The sequence below is a fragment of the Aquitalea magnusonii genome (genome assembly GCF_002217795.2).
Classification (GTDB): domain Bacteria; phylum Pseudomonadota; class Gammaproteobacteria; order Burkholderiales; family Chromobacteriaceae; genus Aquitalea; species Aquitalea magnusonii_B.
Window position 1 is genome coordinate 1,205,009 of record NZ_AP018823.1, and the last position, 18,385, is coordinate 1,223,393.

The following is an 18,385-nucleotide window of genomic DNA, read 5'->3' on the forward strand; positions in this document are numbered from 1 at the left end:
AAATGAGGAAATTGTTGATCAGTGCTCTGATCGCAGGTCTTCCCGGCGTAGCCATGGCCGATGCCAAGGGAGACGAAATCGCCAAGCTCAAGGCCCAGCTAGAGGCTCTGCAGGCGCAAATGCAACAACTGCAACAGGCGGTGAATGCGGCCACCGCAGCCAAGGCACCCGATGCGGATGACGGCAATGCCGAACTGAAGCAGCGTGTGGCCGGCATGGAAATGAAGGTGGACAAGCTGAGCACCGATGCCAGCGAAGGGCCGATTGCCGGCTTGAGCGTGACTGGCTATCTGGACCCGACTTATCTGTATAACCGTAGCGGCAAGAGTGCGGGCTTCCAGTTCGTCAACCACAACAGTGGCTATGCCTATACCAATAGCACCTTTGGTGATGTCTACCTGGACATCAAGAAAACCTTTGGTGTTGGCCCGATGGCACCCAGTGCCGAAATCAGCATCTTGCCCAATCGTGGCTCCGGTAATACCTTGCTGGACGGCGGCGGTACCAACAACATCATCAATACTGCCATCATCAACTTCCCGGTATCGGACACCACCCAGTTGGTGGCCGGCCTGATGAACAGCTTTGGTGGCTACGAAGTTCAGCAATCCAACCAGATGAACACCATCACCCATGGCTTGCTGTACGACTTCAGCGATCCGGGCAGCTATGTTGGTGCCGGTTTCAACTGGGCGCACGGCGCATGGGCCACCAAGTTCATGATTGCCAACGAGCAGTACCGCACCTCGGCAAATTCCTTGAATACCAATAATGGCAAGTCTGCCAATAACACGCCCAGTGTAACCGGTCGCTTTGATTACACCTGGAGCAGTGCGCTGGATATCGGTGGTTCTGCCAATGTGGGACGACAGTCACTGGTGGCGCATACCGACTCCAGTGGCAATGCCGACAAGACCTACGGCTATCAGGGTACGTCTAGCAACCCGTATAGCAATTACTACTTTGCCGAGCTGGATGCCACTTACACCATGACCGACGGTGTGCTGAATGCCGAACTGGATTATGGTCGCCAGAAGCAGGCAGCCTGGAACGGTGGTGATGCCGTATGGTATGGCTTTTCACTGCTGGCCCATCAGAAATGGAATTCCGACTGGTTCGGCCGCATGGGTGCCACCTTGCGCTATGACTACCTGAACGACAGCAAGAACGGCGGCGGTGGCGGTGGTATCGCGCTTTCCTCGGGTACGAATAGTGTAACTGGCGGAAATTACGCTGGTGTCGATAGCACCAACGGCTTCGGTATTTCGCAAGCCTGTTTCAATAGCAGCAGTGTCAATGGCACGGACTGCGCCGGCGCTACCCGTCAGGCTTTGACCGCAGCCTTGCTGTTCTACCCCACCGACCAGCTTACCCTGAAGATGGAAGTGCGCCACGACTGGGCCAATCGTGATGTGTTCCTGCGTAACGATGGCAGCTATCGCAAGAGCAACGATATCTTTGCCGCCCAGGCGGTGTACAGCTTCTGATTACCAGACTGTTTCACTGCGCGAATGGCCTCCGCTGGAGGCCATTTTTCATGCGGCCTCTTGCCAAATGGCCAGGCCGGCTGCATCTGCCGCTTACCCCACTTGCGGATTACTTCATGCTCAAACGCCCAGACTGGATGGCCGCCATGTTCAACCGGCTGCCGTATCAAGCCCGCCCTGGCAAAACTCACCATGGCCCGGCTGGCTATCGCAATCTTTACCCCTTTGCCTTGCCATCGCTGGCCAGCCTGCTGTACTGGAAACTGTCCAGCCTGTGGCGGCAACCGCCGGATCACCGGCCCGAGATGATTCCGGTTTGTGCTGGGGATGCCGCAGCGCTGCGTACCAATCGGCGGCGGCCCAGCATCACCTGGCTGGGGCATGCCAGCAGCTTTATCCAGCTGGAAGGCATGAATGTGCTGATCGATCCCGTGCTGTCACCCAGAGTGTCGCCGTTTGGGTTTGTCGGTCCCAAGCGGCAGGTAGCCATGCCGCTGGATCTGCCCGCGCTGCCACGTATCGACCTGGTGCTGCTGACCCACTTGCATTACGACCATCTGGATTTTGCCACCCTGCGGCGTCTGGCCGGACAGCAGGGCGGTGCGCCGCATATTGTGCTGCCGCTGGGGGTATCGCGGGCGGCACGGGCGGCAGGCATTCCCGCAGAGCGCATCGTCGAGCTGGACTGGTGGCAGGCTTGTCGGCATGGCCCCTTGCGCATCCTGCTGACACCGGCGCACCACTGGAGTAATCGCGGGCCATGGGGCGACCTTAACCGGGCGCTGTGGGGAGGCTTTTTGCTGGAAGGCGGCGGCAAGAAAATCTGGTTTCCCGGTGATACCGGTTATCGTGCCGAATTGTTTCATGAGATTGGCCTGCATATCGGCCCGGTAGACTTTGCGCTGCTGCCTATTGGTGCGTATGAACCGCGCAAGATCATGCGGGCGCAGCATGTCAATCCGGAGGAGGCGGTGCGCATTTTCCGGCATGTGGCTGCGCGCAAGGCCTGGGCGGTACACTGGGGAACCTTCATTCTGACAGACGAGCCGATCCAGCAGCCCATGGCCGAACTGGCGATGGCCTTGCGTGAACAACATGTCAGTGCCGCGGATTTCATGCTGCCGGCCATTGGCGAAACCATCTGGTTGTAAGGATTCGGCCTTGCCCTGGTCCTGCCGCGGTCGGTTGGCACCGGATTGGCGCATGCCTTGCCTTTTGCTGCAATGCAAACATTGCTCGTCAAGGCCGGGGGGCATACAATCGACACTGTTAATTTTTTCGAAAACGAAGGTTTTTTTTCGTTTTCACGGCAATATGGGGCGATGCATGACAATTCTGCAGTTGATCAATGAACGGGTACAGGCAGCGCTGGCCGCTGCCGGTGCGCCGGAAGCGCCGGCTGTGATCCAGCCGGCTTCCAAGCCGGAATTCGGTGACTATCAAGCCAATGGCGTCATGGGTGCAGCCAAGGTACTCAAGACCAATCCGCGCGAGCTGGCGCAGAAGGTGGTCGCCGCGCTCGACCTGCAAGGCATTGCCGACAAGGTGGAAATCGCCGGTCCGGGTTTCATCAATATTCATCTTGCCCCTGAATATCTGGCCCGCCGCAGCGAAGCTGCCCTGAAGGACGACAAGCTGGGCATCAGCCCGGTAGCGGCCCAGCGCGTGATGGTGGAGTACTCCTCGCCCAATCTGGCCAAGGAAATGCACGTCGGCCACCTGCGCTCGTCGATTATTGGTGACGCACTGGCACGGGTGATGGAATTCCTGGGTCACGATGTGGTGCGTGCCAACCACGTGGGCGACTGGGGTACCCAGTTCGGCATGCTGACCGCCTATCTGGTGGAAATTCGTCAGGCTGGTGACAACGCGCTGGAATTGTCCGATCTGGAAACCTTCTACCGCAACGCCAAGGAGCGCTTTGACGAAAGCGAAGAGTTTGCCGACCGCGCCCGTGACTATGTGGTGCGCCTGCAAGGCGGTGACGAAGAAGTGCTCAAGCTGTGGGCGCAGTTTGTCGACATCTCGCTCAAGCATTGCGAAGCGGTGTATCAAAAGCTGAATGTCGGCCTCAAGCGCGAGCATGTGCGCGGCGAGTCCGCCTATAACGACGACCTGCCGGTGATTGTGGAAGAACTGCGTGCCGCTGGCCTGCTGAGCGAAAGCGAAGGCGCGGAAGTGGTGTTCCTGGAGGAATTCCGCACCCAGGACGACGAGCCGATGGGCGTGATCATCCGCAAGAAAGACGGCGGCTTCCTGTACACCACCACCGACCTTGGCGCGGTGCGCTACCGTCACAAGGTGTTGAACCTGGACCGCGTGATTTACGTGGTGGATGCGCGCCAGAGTCAGCATTTTGCCCAGATGTTCAGCATCTGCCGCAAGGCCGGTTTTGCGCCGGAAAGCATGAAGCTGGAGCATATCGGCTTTGGCGTGATGATGGGCGATGACGGCAAGCCGTTCAAGACCCGCTCCGGTGGCACGGTCAAGCTGATCGAGCTGCTGGACGAGGCGGAAGAGCGTGCCTACGCGCTGGTGTCGGAAAAGAACCCGGAGCTGTCCGAGGCTGAAAAGCGCGAAATCGCTGCGGCGGTAGGTATTGGTGCGGTGAAGTATGCCGACCTGTCCAAAAACCGCATGAGCGATTACATCTTCAACTGGGACACCATGCTGGCCTTTGAAGGCAATACTGCGCCGTATCTGCAATACGCCTACACCCGCGTGCAGAGCGTATTCCGCAAGGCGGAAAACGTGGACGCCAATGCGCCCATCGTGATTACCGAGCCAGCGGAGAAGCATCTGGCGGCGGCACTGGCCCAGTTTGAAGACACGCTGTTGTCAGTGGCGGAAGGTTGCTACCCGCACTACCTGTCCAACTATCTGTACCAGATTGCCACGCTGTTCTCGCGCTTCTACGAAGCCTGCCCGATCCTGAAGAGCGAAGGCGAGGTACGTGCCAGCCGCTTGCAACTGGCAGCGCTGACCGCCAAAACCCTGCGCACCGGCCTGGACCTGCTGGGCATCAAGGTGCTGGAAGCGATGTAAGCACCGCAGTCCGCGCAAGAACAAAAACGCCCTGGATTCCAGGGCGTTTTTTTTGTGGCAGCCAAACGGGTTTCTATCAGATGGGCTTGGTAGCCTGCAGCAGCCAGTCACGGGCCGTGCCATCAACCAATGGCTGCAGGCGGCGTCGTACTTCGGCGTGATAGTGGTTCAGCCAGTCCACTTCCTGGCGTGACAGCAGGCTGTGCTCGATGCAGCGGGTGTCGATCGGGCAGAGGGTGAGGGTTTCAAAGCGCAGGAAGTCGCCAAAGCCGTTTTTCTCCGCCGCTACGTTCAACACCAGGTTCTCGATGCGCACCCCCCATTGGCCGGGGCGATAGATGCCCGGTTCCACCGAGGTGATCATGCCTTCCTGCATGGCCATGCTGGCATCCGGCAGGCTGCGCGAGATGGTTTGCGGGCCTTCATGCACATTGAGGAAATAACCCACGCCATGGCCGGTGCCGTGGCCAAAGTCGATATTGTGCTGCCACATCGGGGCGCGGGCCAGTGCATCCAGCATCGGCGACAGGGTGCCACGCGGGAAGTGGGCCATCGACAGATTGAGTGTGCCCTTGAGCACTAGGGTGAAGTCGCGCTTTTGTTCCGGGCTGGGCGTACCGACCGCCACCACGCGGGTGATGTCGGTGGTGCCGCCATGATACTGACCGCCGGAGTCGATCAGCAGCAGGCCGTCACCGGCAATGCTGGCATGGGCCTGTTCCGTGGCGCGGTAATGGGGCAGGGCGCCGTTGGCATTGAAACCGGCAATGGTGGCAAAGCTGGGCGAGACAAAACCGGGGCGGCGGGCGCGGGCGGCGGTAATCTGCGCGTCGATGCTCAGTTCGGTGATGGCTTCGCGGTTGACTGCCTGTTCGAACCAGGCAAAGAACTCGCACAGCGCAGCGCCATCCTGCTCCATGGTGTGGCGGATGTGTTCTGCCTCGGCGGCGGTCTTGCAGGCTTTCAGCAAGGTGCTGGGGTTGATGGCCTGCACGCGCGGCATGCTTTGTGGCATGGCCTGATGGAAACCCAGCGTGATGCGGCGCGGGTCCAGCAGCATGGTGCTGCTGTGGGGCAGGGAAGTCAGTACCGACTTGGCACTGTGGTAATCGGCCAGTTGCACGCCGTCGGCTGCCAGTTCGGCTTGCAGCTTGGCATCCACTTTCTTGCCATCAACAAACAGGGTGGTGCTGTCCGGACCCAGCAGCAGGTGGCTGATGAACACCGGGTTGTAATTGACATCCGCGCCGCGCAGGTTCAGCAGCCAGGCAATGTCGTCCAGTGTGGAAATGAAATGGTAATCCGCACCGTGCTGCTGCATGGCCTGCCGCACCGCGGCCAGTTTGTCCTGGCGGCTGGTGCTGGCAAACGGTGGCAGGTGCTGGTAGATGGCGGCCTGCGGCAGGGGCGGCCTGTTTTGCCAGATAGTCTGCAGCAGGTCGAGGTCGGTGCGCAGGCGCACGTCCTTGCTGTCGAGTCGGCCTTGCAGTGCCTGGACAGCGGCCAGGCCGATTACATCGCCATCCACCGCCAGGGTATGGCCCGGCTGCAGGTGTTCTGCCAGCCAGTCCAGATGCTGTGTACTGGCGGCGGTCTGGATTTTCATCAGGCTGATGCCGCTGCCGTCCAGCTCCTTGGCGGCCTGTTCCCAGTAGCGGCTGTCGGCCCACAGGCCGGCTTGGTCGTGGGTGACAATCAGTGTACCCATCGAGCCGTGAAAGCCGGACAGCCACTGCCTTGCCTGCCAGTAGGCGGGCAGGTATTCGGACAGATGCGGGTCGGAAGAGGGAATCAGGCAGGCATCAATATGCTGTTGTTGCATGGCCTGGCGCAAGGCGGCCAGACGCTGGGGAATGGTGAGCAGGGTAGTCATGCGTTATCCAGTGCTGTGTGTCCGGATATTCTGGTGTGCGCATGGCAGGCTGACAAGCGAGTTTATGCCGGGGTTGCCATGCATTTTGTGCATGCCTGAAGCGGCAGGGCGCAAAAAAGGCGATCCGTGGATCGCCTTTTTGTTAAGCAACTGCTGCGAGCTTAGTCGGCGCGCTGGGTGCTGCGCTGACCCTGGCTGCTACCGGCAGCGCGCGGGCCGCGCTTGTCGTAGCTGCCGCCAGTGCCACGGCCGTAGCCGCCTTCGCGACGGTCGCGGCCATAGCCGTTACCGTTGCTGCTACCACCACGACGCTGACCCTGAGCACCATAGCCACCCGGCTTGCCATTGCGACGCGGGCCTTTCGGCGGACGACGGGTCGGCTCCATGCCTTCGATCACGCCTTCGGTGATCTGACGCTTCAGGTATTGCTCGATGCGGCGTACCTTGTGGAATTCTTTCGATTCCGCCAGGGTAATGGCAGTGCCGTCACGACCGGCACGACCGGTACGACCGATACGATGCACATAGTCTTCAGCCTGTTTCGGCAGGTCGAAGTTCACCACGTGGGTGATGGTGGGTACGTCGATACCGCGTGCAGCCACATCGGTAGCCACCAGAATTTTGATACGACCGCGACGCAGGTCGTTCAGGGTACGGTTACGCCAGCTTTGCGGCATGTCGCCATGCAGGCAGGCGGCGGAGTAGCCCTGGTCGGACAGCTTGTCAGCCAGTTCTTCGCTGTAAGCCTTGGTGGCGGAGAAAATCACGCACTGGTCAAAGCCGGATTCTTTCAGGATGTGATCCAGCAGGCGATGCTTGTGGTTCAGGTCGTCCGCGTACAGCAGGTGTTCTTCGATGGTGCCGCCGGAAGTTTCGGTACGGGCAATTTCGATGCGCTGCGGTTCGCGGGTGATTTTTTCAGCCATGCGGCCAACGGTGCCATCCAGCGTAGCGGAGAACAGCACGGTCTGGCGGCTTTCCGGAGTGGCCTTGACGATGGTTTCGATGTCTTCGATGAAGCCCATGTCCAGCATGCGGTCGGCTTCGTCCAGCACCAGCATTTCCAGGCGGGAGAAGTCAACACGGCCGGAGCGCATGTGGTCCATCAGGCGGCCCGGCGTAGCCACGATCAGGTCGATCGGGCGAGACAGGGCGCGGGTCTGGTAGCCAAAGGAAGCGCCGCCCACCAGGCAGGCGGTACGCATCCAGCGCAGGTCCTTGCCGTATTCCAGGGCGTTCTTTTCCACCTGTTGCGCCAGTTCGCGGGTCGGGCACAGCACCAGAACGCGCGGGCCTTGGCCCTTGCCGGTGGAACGCTCGGACAGCTTGGTCAGGGCCGGCAGCAGGAAGGCTGCGGTCTTGCCGCTACCGGTTTGAGCGGAAACCAGCAGGTCGCGGCCAGCAATGGCAGCAGGAATGGCTTCGGCTTGTACGCCGGTGGGGGTGTCGTAACCAGCAGCTTCGAGTGCGCGCAGGATGGTCGGGGCTACGCCCAGGTCGGAGAAATGCATAATGTCCTTTCAAACCGGAATTGAGCCGGTGTCGCTTGGCCAGGAGATGTGGCGGTTAGCAGCCTCGTGTGAGGCTGTCGGTCATCGGCACCAACCTGTGCAAGCGGCGAACAGCAGTCCAGTCAAAAGAGACACTACGTGGACGAAGCCTGGAATATCGGTCAGGGACGATGAAGCATCACGCCGGCAGTTGCTGCATTGCTGCTGCTGAATCTGCCGGTGGAAATTGGAAATCAGAAGGGTTCGCACTCTACGGTAAAAAATAGCGCTTTGCAAGCATTTTCTGCAAAATGGCCGGCTAAGTGATTGATTCCCTGTCAGGAGATGTGGCAAAAAATCAAAAATTGCAGCCGGCTGCAAGTTTCAGTGCCGCAGTGCAGCATCGTCCTGCTGGCCTGGCAGCGAGGCCAGCCAGCCCATGTCGCCATTATTGTCGCGGTATTCCGCGCCGCTCCAGAAGGCATAGGGCAGGGCCTTGATTTGACTGAACAAGCTGGCAAAGTCCAGCGCACCGCTGCCTGGAGCGCCGCGGCCGGGGTAGTCGGCAAACTGCAAATGACCGATGCGTTGCCAGTGTTGCGCCAGCAAGGGCGCCAGCGCTTCGCCCATGCTGGCCATGTGGTAAAGGTCGATTTGCCAGAAAAGATTGGGGTGAGCGGGCAGTTGCTGCAATTCGGCAAGTGTGCTCACCAGAAAGCCCGGCATGTCATGGCGGTTGATGGCCTCCACGGTGCAGCGGATGTGATGCTGGCCAAGCAGCTCGGCAGCCATCAGCAGATTGGCATTCAGTGTGGCCAGGGCCTGCTGGCGGCGGCTGCCTTCGGCCAGGCGTCCGGGCAGGATGTTCACCGCTTCCACGCCCAGTTGCGTGGCGTAATGCAGGCATTGCTGCAGGCCGCTGGCAAATTCCGCTTCCTTGCCGGGCTGGCCGGCCAGCCCTGCGCCACCTTGCATCAGGTCACCGGCCGGGGCGTTGATCAGTACCAGCTTTAGCTGATGCTGATTCAGCCAGCCTTGCAGCTGTTCCACCGTATGTTCATAGGGGAACTGGATTTCCACTGCAGCAAAACCGGCGGCGCGGGCGGCGGCAAAGCGTTCCGGCCACGGCAGGTGGCTGAACAGCATGCTGAGGTTGGCGCAGAGCTTCAACATGGTCTGGGTTCCTGATACAGATTGATGACGCTGCTGAGGTCGGCCATGGCGTGGCCTTGTGCCGCATGCAGGCGCATCAACTGGCTGGCCAGCGCGGCCAGTGGGGTGGCCGACTGGCTTTGTCTGGATAGCTGACCGGCGTTGTCCAGATCCTTCAGCAAGGTAGCCACCTTCCACTGTACCGGCTCGGCCTGACGCGCTGCCATGCGCGGGGCCAGGATTTGCAAGGGTAGCGAATCGGCAAAGCCGCCAGCCAGTGCTGGTGCCAGCAGGCTGGCATCCACACCATTGTTTTCGGCCAGCGCCACGGCTTCGGCAATCAGCATGGCATTGGCGGCCACAATCAGCTGGTTACAGATTTTGGTCACCTGCCCGCTGCCGACATCACCCATGCGGGTAATGCGCTGCGACAGCGGCTGCAGTACCTGGCTAGCGCGCTGGATGTCCGCCTCGCTGCCACCGGCCATGATCACCAGTGTGCCTTGTTCCGCACCCCTTACCCCGCCGGATACCGGCGCATCCACCCAGTTGGCACCCTGTTGCCTGACTTGCTCTGCGCAGCGGCGGGTGGTGTCCGGGTCGATGCTGGACAGGTCAATGACGAGCTGGCCGGCGCGCAAGACCGGGAGCAATTGCGCCACCACGCTTTGCACCGCAGCGGCATCGGCAATGCACAGCATGATGATGTCACTGGCACCCGCCAGTTCCGCCAGCGATGTTGAGGCGGACATGCCCTCGGCGCGGGCCTGTTCCAGCTTGTCCGGTGAGCGGTTCCACACCGTGAGCGGGAAGCCGGCAGCCTGCAGCCTGCGGCACATGGGCAGGCCCATCAGGCCCAGTCCGATAAAACCGATTCTTTCCATGGAGCTAGCCTTGCGGACAATGGAGGATGGCGAAATTCTAGTGGCATGGCTGCCACGGCGTCGAGTCTTGCCAGGATGGCATGAAAAAACGGCCCGCCTGCAAGTGCAGGAGCGGGCCGCGATGACATTGCCCGACAGGTCGGGCATCAGGCCGGTATCAGGCCTGCCATTCGATCAGGGCGTAGTTCTTCTTGCCGCGCTTGAGCAGGCTGAAGCGACCAAACAGTCGGTCATCGGCAGTGAAGCGATGCTCGATGCTGTCCGCCTTGTTGCCGTTGATGCTGACTGCACCGCTCTGGATGAAGGTGCGCGCCTCGCTCTTGGACTTGGCCAGGCCGCCATTGGCCACGGCGTCAATCAGGCTGTCTTCGCTGATGTTCAGCACGAAGTGCGGCAGGCCGTCCTGCGCCAGTTGGGCAAAATCGTCTTCGGTCAGGCTGGACAGGTCATTGCTGAACAGGCTGTGGGTAATGCGCTGGGCAGCGGCCAGCGCGGCCTTGCCGTGTACCAGTTCGGTCACTTGTTCGGCCAGGATGCGCTGGGCTTCCGGCTTGCCCTCGCGGGCCTTGTCGGCCTCTTCGATGGCGGCGATTTCCGCCACCGACAGGAAGCTGAAGTAGCGCAGGAACTTGTACACGTCGGCATCGGCGGTGCCGAGCCAGAACTGGTAGAAGGCGTAGGGCGAGGTTTTACGCGCATCCAGCCAGATGGTGCCGGATTCGGTTTTGCCGAACTTGGTGCCATCGGACTTGGTGACCAGCGGCATGGTCAGGCCGAACACCTGTTGCTGGTTCAGGCGACGGGTGAGGTCGGTACCGGCGGTGATATTGCCCCACTGGTCGGAGCCGCCGATTTGCAGCTTGCAGCCCAGACGACGGTTCAGCTCGGAGAAATCGTAACCCTGCAGCAGGCTGTAGGAGAATTCGGTATAGGAAATGCCCTGGTCGTCGCGGTTGATACGTTGTTGTACCGCTTCTTTCTTGATCATGGCATTGACCGAGAAGTGCTTGCCGATATCGCGCAGGAATTCCAGTGCGCCCATGCCGCCAAACCAGTCGTAGTTATTGGCCATTACCGCGGCATTCTCGCCTTCGAAAGACAGGAAGGGCGAAACCTGGGCACGGATTTTGTCTACCCAGCCTTCAATCACATCCGGGGTGTTCAGCTTGCGTTCGGTGGCCTTGAAGCTGGGGTCGCCGATCATGCCGGTGGCACCGCCCACCAGGGCGATGGGGCGATGGCCTGCCAACTGGAAGCGTTTGAGCATCAGAATGGGAACCAGGCTGCCGATGTGCAGGCTGTCGGCGGTCGGGTCGAATCCGCAATACAGGGTAACCTGTTCCTTGGCCAACAGTTCGGACAAGGCGGCGGCGTCTGTGGTTTGCGCGATCAGGCCGCGGGCCTCCAGATCCTCGATCAGTGAAGCTTGGGTCATTACTTTCTCCAACTCAATGCGTGAAAACACAGCCGCAGCGGGCTGTCAGTGCGTTGGCCGTCTGTCCTTCCCGTCTGGGCGGGCAGGAGGCGGCGAAAGGGCTGATTCTACCCGAAAACCGCCTTGGCCGAATCCAAAACCGGCATTCTCCGGCGATTTGCCCTGTTCTGGTGGCGCAGCAACAGTCTTTAACCAGGCCGCGGTAGGCAGTCTTGCCGCTGCTGGTTACACTCTGGCCTTCGACTGTGTTGTCCAGTGAGTGTGAGCATGGAAAAGATGATCAAGGTATGGGATGCGCCAACCCGGCTGTTTCACTGGAGTTTGGTGTTGTTGTTTGGCGGCATGTGGTTTACCGGCGAGCAGGGCGGGGACTGGCTGCATTACCACGTATGGTGTGGCGAGGCGATTGCCGCCTTGTTGCTGTTTAGGCTGATCTGGGGCGTGGTGGGGAGTGAAACGGCGCGTTTCCGCCAGTTTGTCAAAGGCCCGGCGGCCATCCGCCGTTATCTGCAGGGTGGGCAGCAGGAACAGCCCGGCCACAACCCGCTAGGCGGCCTGATGGTGGTGGCGCTGCTGCTGGTGCTGCTGGTGCAGGTGGGCAGTGGCTTGTTTTCCAGTGATGTGGACAGTTATACCTTTGACGGGCCGCTGGCCAAGCTGATTGATGGCGGGTTGTCAGAGTCAGTCACCGGTTTTCACAAGCTGTTTTTCAACATCATCCTGCTGCTGGTGGGGATGCATGTAGCTGCCATCATTGCCTATCGGGTATTGAAAAAGCAGAACCTGGTGCGCCCCATGTTGACTGGCTATCAGTCGGCGGATGGCAAGGCGGCACCACTGTATTTCCGTGGCTGGCCGGTGGCGCTGCTGACGCTGCTGCTGTCCTGTGGCGGGGTTTGGTTATTGCTTACCCGCTTGTAAATGCAGCCTGCTGCCAAGCAAAAAGCCCTGACGCATCAGGGCTTTTTGTTTTACTGGCGGGCAATGGCTGGCAGCTTTATTTTTCCGGGCCGCGGAAACTGTCATGACAGGCTTTGCAGCTTTGTGCCACCACGCCATAGCTCTTTTTGATGCTGGCCAGGTCGCCATTGTGGGCGGTGCTGTCCAGCTCGTTGACGGCTTTCAGGAAGGTGTCGCGTGCAGCCTGAAACTTGGCCGGCTGGCTCCAGATTTCCGGTTTGGCGCGGCTTTTGCCGTCAATGCTGCCCGCAGGGAAATGGTTGAACGGTTCGGCGGCAATCTGTTTCAGGCTATCGGCCATGGCAATGAATTTGGCCTTGTTGTACGGGTCACGATCGCGCACCACCATGCCCATCGGCTCGAAAGCGCGCAGGATTTTCTTGAAGCTTTGGGTGCGGATTTCCGCCGGGGAGTCTGCCATGGCTGCCGGAATGGCCAGTGCTGCCAGCAGCAGGGCGGTGATGGTCTGTTTCATAAGGGGCTGGATGTGTTGGCTGTGGGTTGTGAGGGGCTTGCCACAGAACGACAGCCGGGCGGCTGCCGTTCATTGGGCCAGGTAAAAATTCTATCAGTCTTTGCGGAAGGCGTCGTGACAGCTCTTACAGGATTTCTGTACCGCGCCAAACTGGTTCTTGATGCTGGCGGTGTCGCCCGCGGCGGCAATCTGTTTTAGCTTGGCGGTTTCTGCCTTGAACGCATCTGCTGCCTTGGTCCACTCAGCGGGCTTGCTCCAGATTTCAGCCTTGGCATCGGTTTTTCTGGCGGCTTGGCCGCTGGCCGTGCCAGCCGGGAAGTGTTGCCAGGGTTGCTGGGCGATGGCATCCAGGTGAGCGGCCAGCTTGCTGAATTCTTCCTTGTTGATGGCATCGCTCTTCACCATCTTGCCCATGGCAGCGGCGTCTTTCTTGAACTGCTTGAAAATGTCCTGACGGGCGGACACCGGATCGGTGGCGGCAAAGGCAGAGCTGGCCAGTACGGCGCAAAGGCTGAGCATGAGGGCTTTTTTCATGTGAACTCCTTTGAAGGTTGCAAGCTGCTACAGGGGATAACGCAGGCTAGCACGACTGGATGACAGCCAATACCCATTGAGTGTTAATGGTTGTGTTGGTGTGATGTTATACAGTAACATTCGTCCCAATTGACAGGAGCAGTCTATGGACAGCATTCATTATCTGCAGGCAGCGGAAGCACATTGTGAACGCCGTGGCTGCAAGCTGACGGCCTTGCGCAAACAGGTGCTGGAGCTGGTGCTGCGCCACCGGGGCGTGGTCAAGGCTTACCAGGTGCTGGCCGATCTGCAAAAAGAGCGCGGCATTGCGGCACCGCCCACGGTGTATCGCGCACTGGATTTTCTGGTAGAGCAGGGTTTGCTGCATCGGGTAGATGCACTGAACGGCTTTATTGTCTGTGACCATTTTGAGTGTCAGCACGAAAGCATGATTCTGGTGTGTGAAACCTGCGGCAAGGTGCAGGAAGTTGATGTGATGGCGGCGCTGGCCGGCCTGCGCGACGTGGCTGCGGCTGCCGACTTCTCCCTGAGCAGCCAGAACCTGATGCTGACCGGACTTTGCAAGGCATGTCGGGTATGAAAAAAACCATTGTCAATCTGTTTACCGGCTTTCTGGGCGTGGGCAAGACCACGGCCTTGCGCCATTTGATCGCCACCCGTCCGGCCACGGAAAAGTGGGCGGTGATTGTCAACGAGTTCGGTGAAGTGGGCATCGACGGTGCCGCATTGATGAACGATGAGCTGCCGGTGGCGGAAATCGCCGGTGGCTGCCTGTGCTGTGTGGCCGGGCCGCAAATGACCACCACCGTGGCCACCTTGCTGCGGCGCGAGCGGCCGGACCGGCTGCTGATCGAGGCCAGCGGCCTGGCCCATGCCGCCGGGGTGATTGATGAGCTGCGCGCCAAACCGCTGGGCGATGCGCTGGAAGTGGGCGCGGTATTGACCCTGGTGGACCCGCGCCAGTTTGTCAGCCCGGATTACCTGCGCCAGCCGCTGTACCGCGATCAGGTGGCCATTGCCGACGTGCTGGTGGCCAACAAGACCGATATGGCCGATGTGGAAACCATGCAAGCCTTCCGTACTCAGGCCGGCAAGCTGTTCCCGCCCAAGTCCGTCATCGCCGAAGTACGCAATGGCGAGTTGAATGTGAGCTGGCTGGATGCCGCTGTCACTATCAAGCCGCGCTATCGCCCGGCCATTCCGGCGGATAGCGGCAATGGCTGGGATTCCGCCGGCTGGACCTTCCCGCCAGAGCAGTCTTTCAGCGGTGAAAAACTCACCGACTTCTTTGATGATCTGCCCCGGCGTGTGCCAGGACTGGTGCGCGCCAAAGGGGTGTTCAAGGTGCTCGATAGCTGGGTGTGGCTGAACTGGGCCGAGGGCCAGTGGGGAGCCAGCCAGGTGTCCTGGCGGCGTGACAGCCGTTTTGAACTGATTGCCCCGACACTGGATAACGCAGCGGTCGAGGCCGCGCTGCAGGCCTGCTTCGAGTAAGAAAAACCATGAAACATCAACATTCTTCGCCTGATGATCAGCATGATCATGCGCACGGCCATGATCACGCTGTTGCGCCGCACCAGCACCTGACTGCGGCCAATCTGCGTCCCCCCATCAGCCTGTTGGCCATGTCGGCCCTGCAACGCCTGCTGCTGGCCCTGCTGTTGCTGGCCGTGTTGTGGGCGGTGGTGCTGTGGGCATTGCAGGAGGTGGCATGAAGGTCGTACTGGATAACCTCACTGTGTCTTACCAGCGCCACCCGGCGGTGCATCATGTCAGCGGGAGTTTTGCCGTGGCGGATGCCACCGCCATTTTCGGCCCCAATGGCGCGGGCAAGAGCACCTTGCTGAAGACCATGATAGGCGCGCTCAAGCCGGACTCCGGCCAGGCCCGGCTGGATGGCTATGCGCGGCAGGATATTGCCTATCTGCCGCAGCAGTCGGAAATCGACCGTTCGCTGCCGGTCAGTGTGCTGGATCTGGTAGCCACCGGCCTGTGGCACCGCACCGGTCCGTTTGGCAAGGTGGGGCGTGCCGGCCTGGGGCAGGCGATGGATGCGCTGGAGCAAGTGGGCCTGGCCGACTTTGCGCCGCGTTCCATTTCTGCCCTGTCCAGCGGGCAATTCCAGCGCGTGTTGTTTGCCCGCATCCTGCTGCAGGATGCCCGGCTGATTCTGCTGGATGAGCCCTTCACCGCCATGGATGCCAAAACCACCTTCGATCTGCTGGAACTGGTGCGGCGCTGGAAGGAAGAAGGCCGCACCATCATTGCGGTTCTGCACGACTACGAACAGGTGCGTGCCTATTTCCCGCACACCCTGCTGCTGGCGCGCGAGGTGGTGGCCTGGGGGCGCACCGAGCAGGTGCTGACCGATGCCAATCTGAAACGTGCGGTGGATACCGCAGCCCACTGGCAGGACCGCGCGGCGGTGTGCCAGGTAGACGGGGTGAATGCCTGATGCAACACCTGTATGACTTGTTGATTGCTCCCTTTGTGGATTTTGCCTTCATGCGCCGTGCCTTGGCCGGTTGCCTGGCGCTGTCGCTGGGCAGCGGCCCCATCGGCCTGTTTCTGGTCATGCGTCGCATGAGCCTGATGGGCGATGCCATGAGCCATGCCGTGCTGCCCGGTGCGGCCGTCGGCTTCATGCTGGCTGGGCTCAGCCTGCCGGCGATGAGCTTGGGCGGCTTTGTGGCCGGGGTGCTGGTAGCGGTGCTGGCCGGCCTGGCCACGCGCTTTTCCAGCATCAAGGAAGATGCCAGCTTTGCCGCTTTCTACCTGTTGTCCTTGGCCATCGGCGTGCTGCTGGTGTCCAAAAGCGGCAGCAATGTGGACCTGATGCACATTCTGTTTGGCTCGGTACTGGCGGTGGACGATGCCGCGCTGTATCTGGTGGGCGGTGTGGCATCGGTCACGCTGATTACCCTGGCCTTCATTTATCGGCCGATGTTGCTGGAAAGCCTGGACCCGGTGTTCCTGCGCTCGGTGGGCGCGCGTGGCGGGCTGTGGCATATGGCTTTCCTGATGCTGGTGGTGCTGAACCTGGTGTCCGGCTTTCAGGCACTGGGCACCCTGATGGCCGTGGGCCTGATGATGCTGCCGGCGATTACCGCCCGGCTGTGGTCGGAAACCGTGGAAGGCATGCTGGTAATGGCGGTGAGCGTGGCCTTTGGCAGCGGGCTGGCTGGCCTGTTGCTGTCCTATCACTTCGAGCTGCCTTCCGGCCCCGCCATCATCCTGGTGGCCGGCTTGTTCTACCTGTTTTCCCTGCTGTTCGCTCCGGCGGGCGGTGCCTTGCCGCGCTATATCCGCGCGCGGCATTTTGAATCCTGAGGAGTTGTCATGAAAAAAAGTCTGTTAAGCCTGCTGTTGCTGGGCTTGCCGATGGCGGCACTGGCAGCCAAATTGCCGGTGGTGGCCAGTTTCAGCATTGTGGGTGACATGACCCGTGAAATCGGTGGCGACCGGGTGGATGTGGTGTCCCTGGTTGGCCCGGATCAAGATGCGCACGTGTTCCAGCCGGCACCGGCTGATGTCAAGCGCCTGTCCGCTTCCCGGCTGTTTGTCACCAATGGCCTGGGTCTGGAAGGCTGGATGGGCCGTCTGACCAAGGCTTCCAGTTTCAAGGGCGTGACGGTGGAGGCCGGCAAGGGCATCAAGACGCGCATGGCACCGGCGGAAGAGGGCGAAGAGCATGGCCATGACGTGGTAGACCCGCATGCCTGGCACGATCCGCAACGCGTGCAAGTGTATATCCGCAATATCACGGCCGGCCTGATCAAGGCCGACCCGCAAGGCAAGGACGAATACCAGCGCCGCGCCGCCGACTTTGCCGCGCGGGTGAAGCAAGAGGACGACTGGGCCGCCAAGCAGTTTGCTGCCATCCCGGCCGCCAAGCGCAAGATGCTGACCTCGCACGATGCCTTTGGCTACTTTGGTGAGCGTTATGGCATCAAGATGCTGGCCATTCAGGGGGTGAGTACCGAAGCCGAAGCCTCCGCCAAGGGCGTGGCACAACTGGTGAAGCAGGTGAAGCAGGAAAAGGTGAAGGCGGTATTCATGGAAAACATGACCGACAAGCGCCTGCTGGAGCAACTGAGCAAGGAAGCCAAGGTGAGTATCGGCGGCGAGCTGTATGCTGATGCCCTGTCCAAGTCCGATGGCCCGGCCAGCACCTACCTGAAATTGTTCCACCATAATGTGGAAACCATCATGAAGTCATTCCGCTAAAGCATGACTGCAGCCAACAAGCCGCCCCGCTAAATCCGGGCGGCTTTTTTCATGCCTGCAAAACCAGCATCAACAAGCGGGCCAGCCCCATGCCGGCAACCAGCATGCCCGCCAGCAAACGCACCGGACGCCGTTGTATCCACTGGCGCAAGGTATCGGCAAACACCCCCATCAGCAGCAGGTTTGGCAAGGTGCCCAGGCCAAAAGCCAGCATCAGCAAACCGCCTTGCAAGGCCTTGCCGCTGGCCAGGGCCGACAGCGTTGCACTGTATACCAGCCCACAGGGCAGCCAGCCCCACAACATGCCGGCCAGCAGCGCCGTGCGCGGGCGGCGGATGGGCAGCAGCCGCGCCAGCAGTGGTTGCAGCCTCTGCCACACCGGGCGACCCAGCTTTTCCAGGCCGATAATGGCGCTGGAGAGCCCGGCCAGATACAGCCCCATGGCAATCAGCATCAGATTGGCCAGCACCAGCAAGGCCATTTGCGCCGGTCTGGCGCTCAACAGGCTGAGTCCGGCTTCAGCCAGGCCGCCCAGTGCCACCCCGGCCATCACATAGCTCAGAATGCGTCCGCTGTTGTAGGACAGCATGATTTGCCAGCGTTGCTGGCCGGCAGGCAGATTCAGCGTCAGCGCCGTGACTATTCCACCGCACATGCCCATGCAATGCCCGCCGCCAAGCAGGCCGGCAAGAAAGATCACCCAGAAACCTGTTTCTAACATGCGACAACCTGTTGTTTAAATCCCTATTCTACCAGAGGGCATAATATGCGAGCTTGCCTGATTTTTAAGCAAAATGTGACATTGTAATCGAAAAAAAAACAC

Annotated in this window: 18 protein-coding genes; 10 read left to right on the plus strand and 8 right to left on the minus strand. The window is 60.5% G+C overall.

What is annotated here, in order from left to right; all coding sequences use genetic code 11:
* Nucleotides 1-2 precede the first annotated feature (2 nt).
* The 3 genes from DLM_RS05885 to argS all read left to right on the plus strand — a co-directional run bounded on the left by DLM_RS05885 (nt 3) and on the right by argS (nt 4,532).
* On the plus strand, nt 3-1,487 hold the full coding sequence (locus tag DLM_RS05885) for a DUF3138 family protein (protein ID WP_089085385.1): 1,485 nt from the start codon (nt 3-5) through the stop codon (nt 1,485-1,487).
* A gap of 116 nt (nt 1,488-1,603) precedes the next feature.
* Nucleotides 1,604-2,638, plus strand: coding sequence for an MBL fold metallo-hydrolase (locus DLM_RS05890; RefSeq protein ID WP_167467044.1), 1,035 nt, complete (start codon nt 1,604-1,606; stop codon nt 2,636-2,638).
* 175 nt (nt 2,639-2,813) lie between these two features.
* A complete protein-coding gene (argS, locus tag DLM_RS05895) occupies nt 2,814-4,532 on the plus strand; it encodes an arginine--tRNA ligase (protein WP_089085387.1) in 1,719 nt (572 codons plus the stop codon).
* Between the two features lie 76 nt (nt 4,533-4,608).
* On the opposite strand, the gene DLM_RS05900 is transcribed toward argS, so the two are convergent.
* From DLM_RS05900 to tyrS, 5 genes are all read right to left on the minus strand, one after another.
* On the minus strand, nt 4,609-6,396 hold the full coding sequence (locus DLM_RS05900; RefSeq protein ID WP_420000711.1) for an aminopeptidase P family protein: 1,788 nt from the start codon (nt 6,394-6,396) through the stop codon (nt 4,609-4,611).
* A gap of 170 nt (nt 6,397-6,566) precedes the next feature.
* Nucleotides 6,567-7,916 carry a DEAD/DEAH box helicase gene (locus DLM_RS05905; RefSeq protein ID WP_089085389.1) on the minus strand — a complete coding sequence of 450 codons (1,350 nt, stop codon included), beginning with the start codon at nt 7,914-7,916 and terminating at the stop codon, nt 6,567-6,569.
* Nucleotides 7,917-8,279: 363 nt separating this feature from the next.
* Nucleotides 8,280-9,068 (minus strand): hydroxypyruvate isomerase family protein, encoded by a 789-nt coding sequence (locus DLM_RS05910; RefSeq protein WP_197715509.1) that lies wholly within the window; start codon nt 9,066-9,068, stop codon nt 8,280-8,282.
* A complete protein-coding gene (locus tag DLM_RS05915; RefSeq protein ID WP_231960091.1) occupies nt 9,062-9,931 on the minus strand; it encodes an NAD(P)-dependent oxidoreductase in 870 nt (289 codons plus the stop codon). Before DLM_RS05915 ends, DLM_RS05910 begins: the two co-directional genes overlap by 7 nt.
* Before the next feature lie 157 nt (nt 9,932-10,088).
* Nucleotides 10,089-11,366, minus strand: a complete 1,278-nt coding sequence (gene tyrS, locus DLM_RS05920; RefSeq protein ID WP_089085391.1) for a tyrosine--tRNA ligase — start codon at nt 11,364-11,366, stop codon at nt 10,089-10,091.
* A gap of 267 nt (nt 11,367-11,633) precedes the next feature.
* Between tyrS and DLM_RS05925 the strand changes: the two genes are divergently transcribed.
* Nucleotides 11,634-12,287 carry a cytochrome b/b6 domain-containing protein gene (locus DLM_RS05925; protein WP_089085392.1) on the plus strand — a complete coding sequence of 218 codons (654 nt, stop codon included), beginning with the start codon at nt 11,634-11,636 and terminating at the stop codon, nt 12,285-12,287.
* Nucleotides 12,288-12,363: 76 nt separating this feature from the next.
* Here the strand turns inward: DLM_RS05925 and DLM_RS05930 are convergent, their stop codons facing one another.
* Nucleotides 12,364-12,801 (minus strand): c-type cytochrome, encoded by a 438-nt coding sequence (locus DLM_RS05930; protein ID WP_089085393.1) that lies wholly within the window; start codon nt 12,799-12,801, stop codon nt 12,364-12,366.
* Between the two features lie 93 nt (nt 12,802-12,894).
* Nucleotides 12,895-13,335, minus strand: a complete 441-nt coding sequence (locus DLM_RS05935) for a c-type cytochrome (protein ID WP_089085394.1) — start codon at nt 13,333-13,335, stop codon at nt 12,895-12,897.
* A 145-nt stretch (nt 13,336-13,480) separates the two neighbouring features.
* On the opposite strand from DLM_RS05935, the gene DLM_RS05940 reads away from it, so the two are divergent.
* The 6 genes from DLM_RS05940 to DLM_RS05965 are packed head-to-tail and all read left to right on the plus strand — an operon-like array spanning nt 13,481 to nt 17,562.
* Nucleotides 13,481-13,915, plus strand: a complete 435-nt coding sequence (locus DLM_RS05940) for a Fur family transcriptional regulator (RefSeq protein WP_089085395.1) — start codon at nt 13,481-13,483, stop codon at nt 13,913-13,915.
* A complete protein-coding gene (locus tag DLM_RS05945) occupies nt 13,903-14,829 on the plus strand; it encodes a CobW family GTP-binding protein (protein WP_167467045.1) in 927 nt (308 codons plus the stop codon). The genes DLM_RS05940 and DLM_RS05945 overlap by 13 nt, the downstream gene beginning before the upstream one ends.
* Before the next feature lie 8 nt (nt 14,830-14,837).
* Nucleotides 14,838-15,050: a hypothetical protein gene (locus tag DLM_RS05950; RefSeq protein WP_089085397.1), complete on the plus strand. Its 213-nt coding sequence runs from the start codon at nt 14,838-14,840 to the stop codon at nt 15,048-15,050.
* On the plus strand, nt 15,047-15,790 hold the full coding sequence (locus DLM_RS05955; RefSeq protein WP_089085398.1) for a metal ABC transporter ATP-binding protein: 744 nt from the start codon (nt 15,047-15,049) through the stop codon (nt 15,788-15,790). Before DLM_RS05950 ends, DLM_RS05955 begins: the two co-directional genes overlap by 4 nt.
* Nucleotides 15,790-16,665, plus strand: a complete 876-nt coding sequence (locus tag DLM_RS05960) for a metal ABC transporter permease (protein ID WP_089085399.1) — start codon at nt 15,790-15,792, stop codon at nt 16,663-16,665. The genes DLM_RS05955 and DLM_RS05960 overlap by 1 nt, the downstream gene beginning before the upstream one ends.
* A 9-nt stretch (nt 16,666-16,674) precedes the next feature.
* Entirely contained in the window at nt 16,675-17,562 is an 888-nt protein-coding gene (locus tag DLM_RS05965; protein WP_089085400.1) for a metal ABC transporter substrate-binding protein, read from the plus strand.
* Between the two features lie 49 nt (nt 17,563-17,611).
* Here the strand turns inward: DLM_RS05965 and DLM_RS05970 are convergent, their stop codons facing one another.
* Entirely contained in the window at nt 17,612-18,283 is a 672-nt protein-coding gene (locus tag DLM_RS05970) for a sulfite exporter TauE/SafE family protein (protein WP_089085401.1), read from the minus strand.
* Between the last annotated feature and the right edge of the window lie 102 nt (nt 18,284-18,385).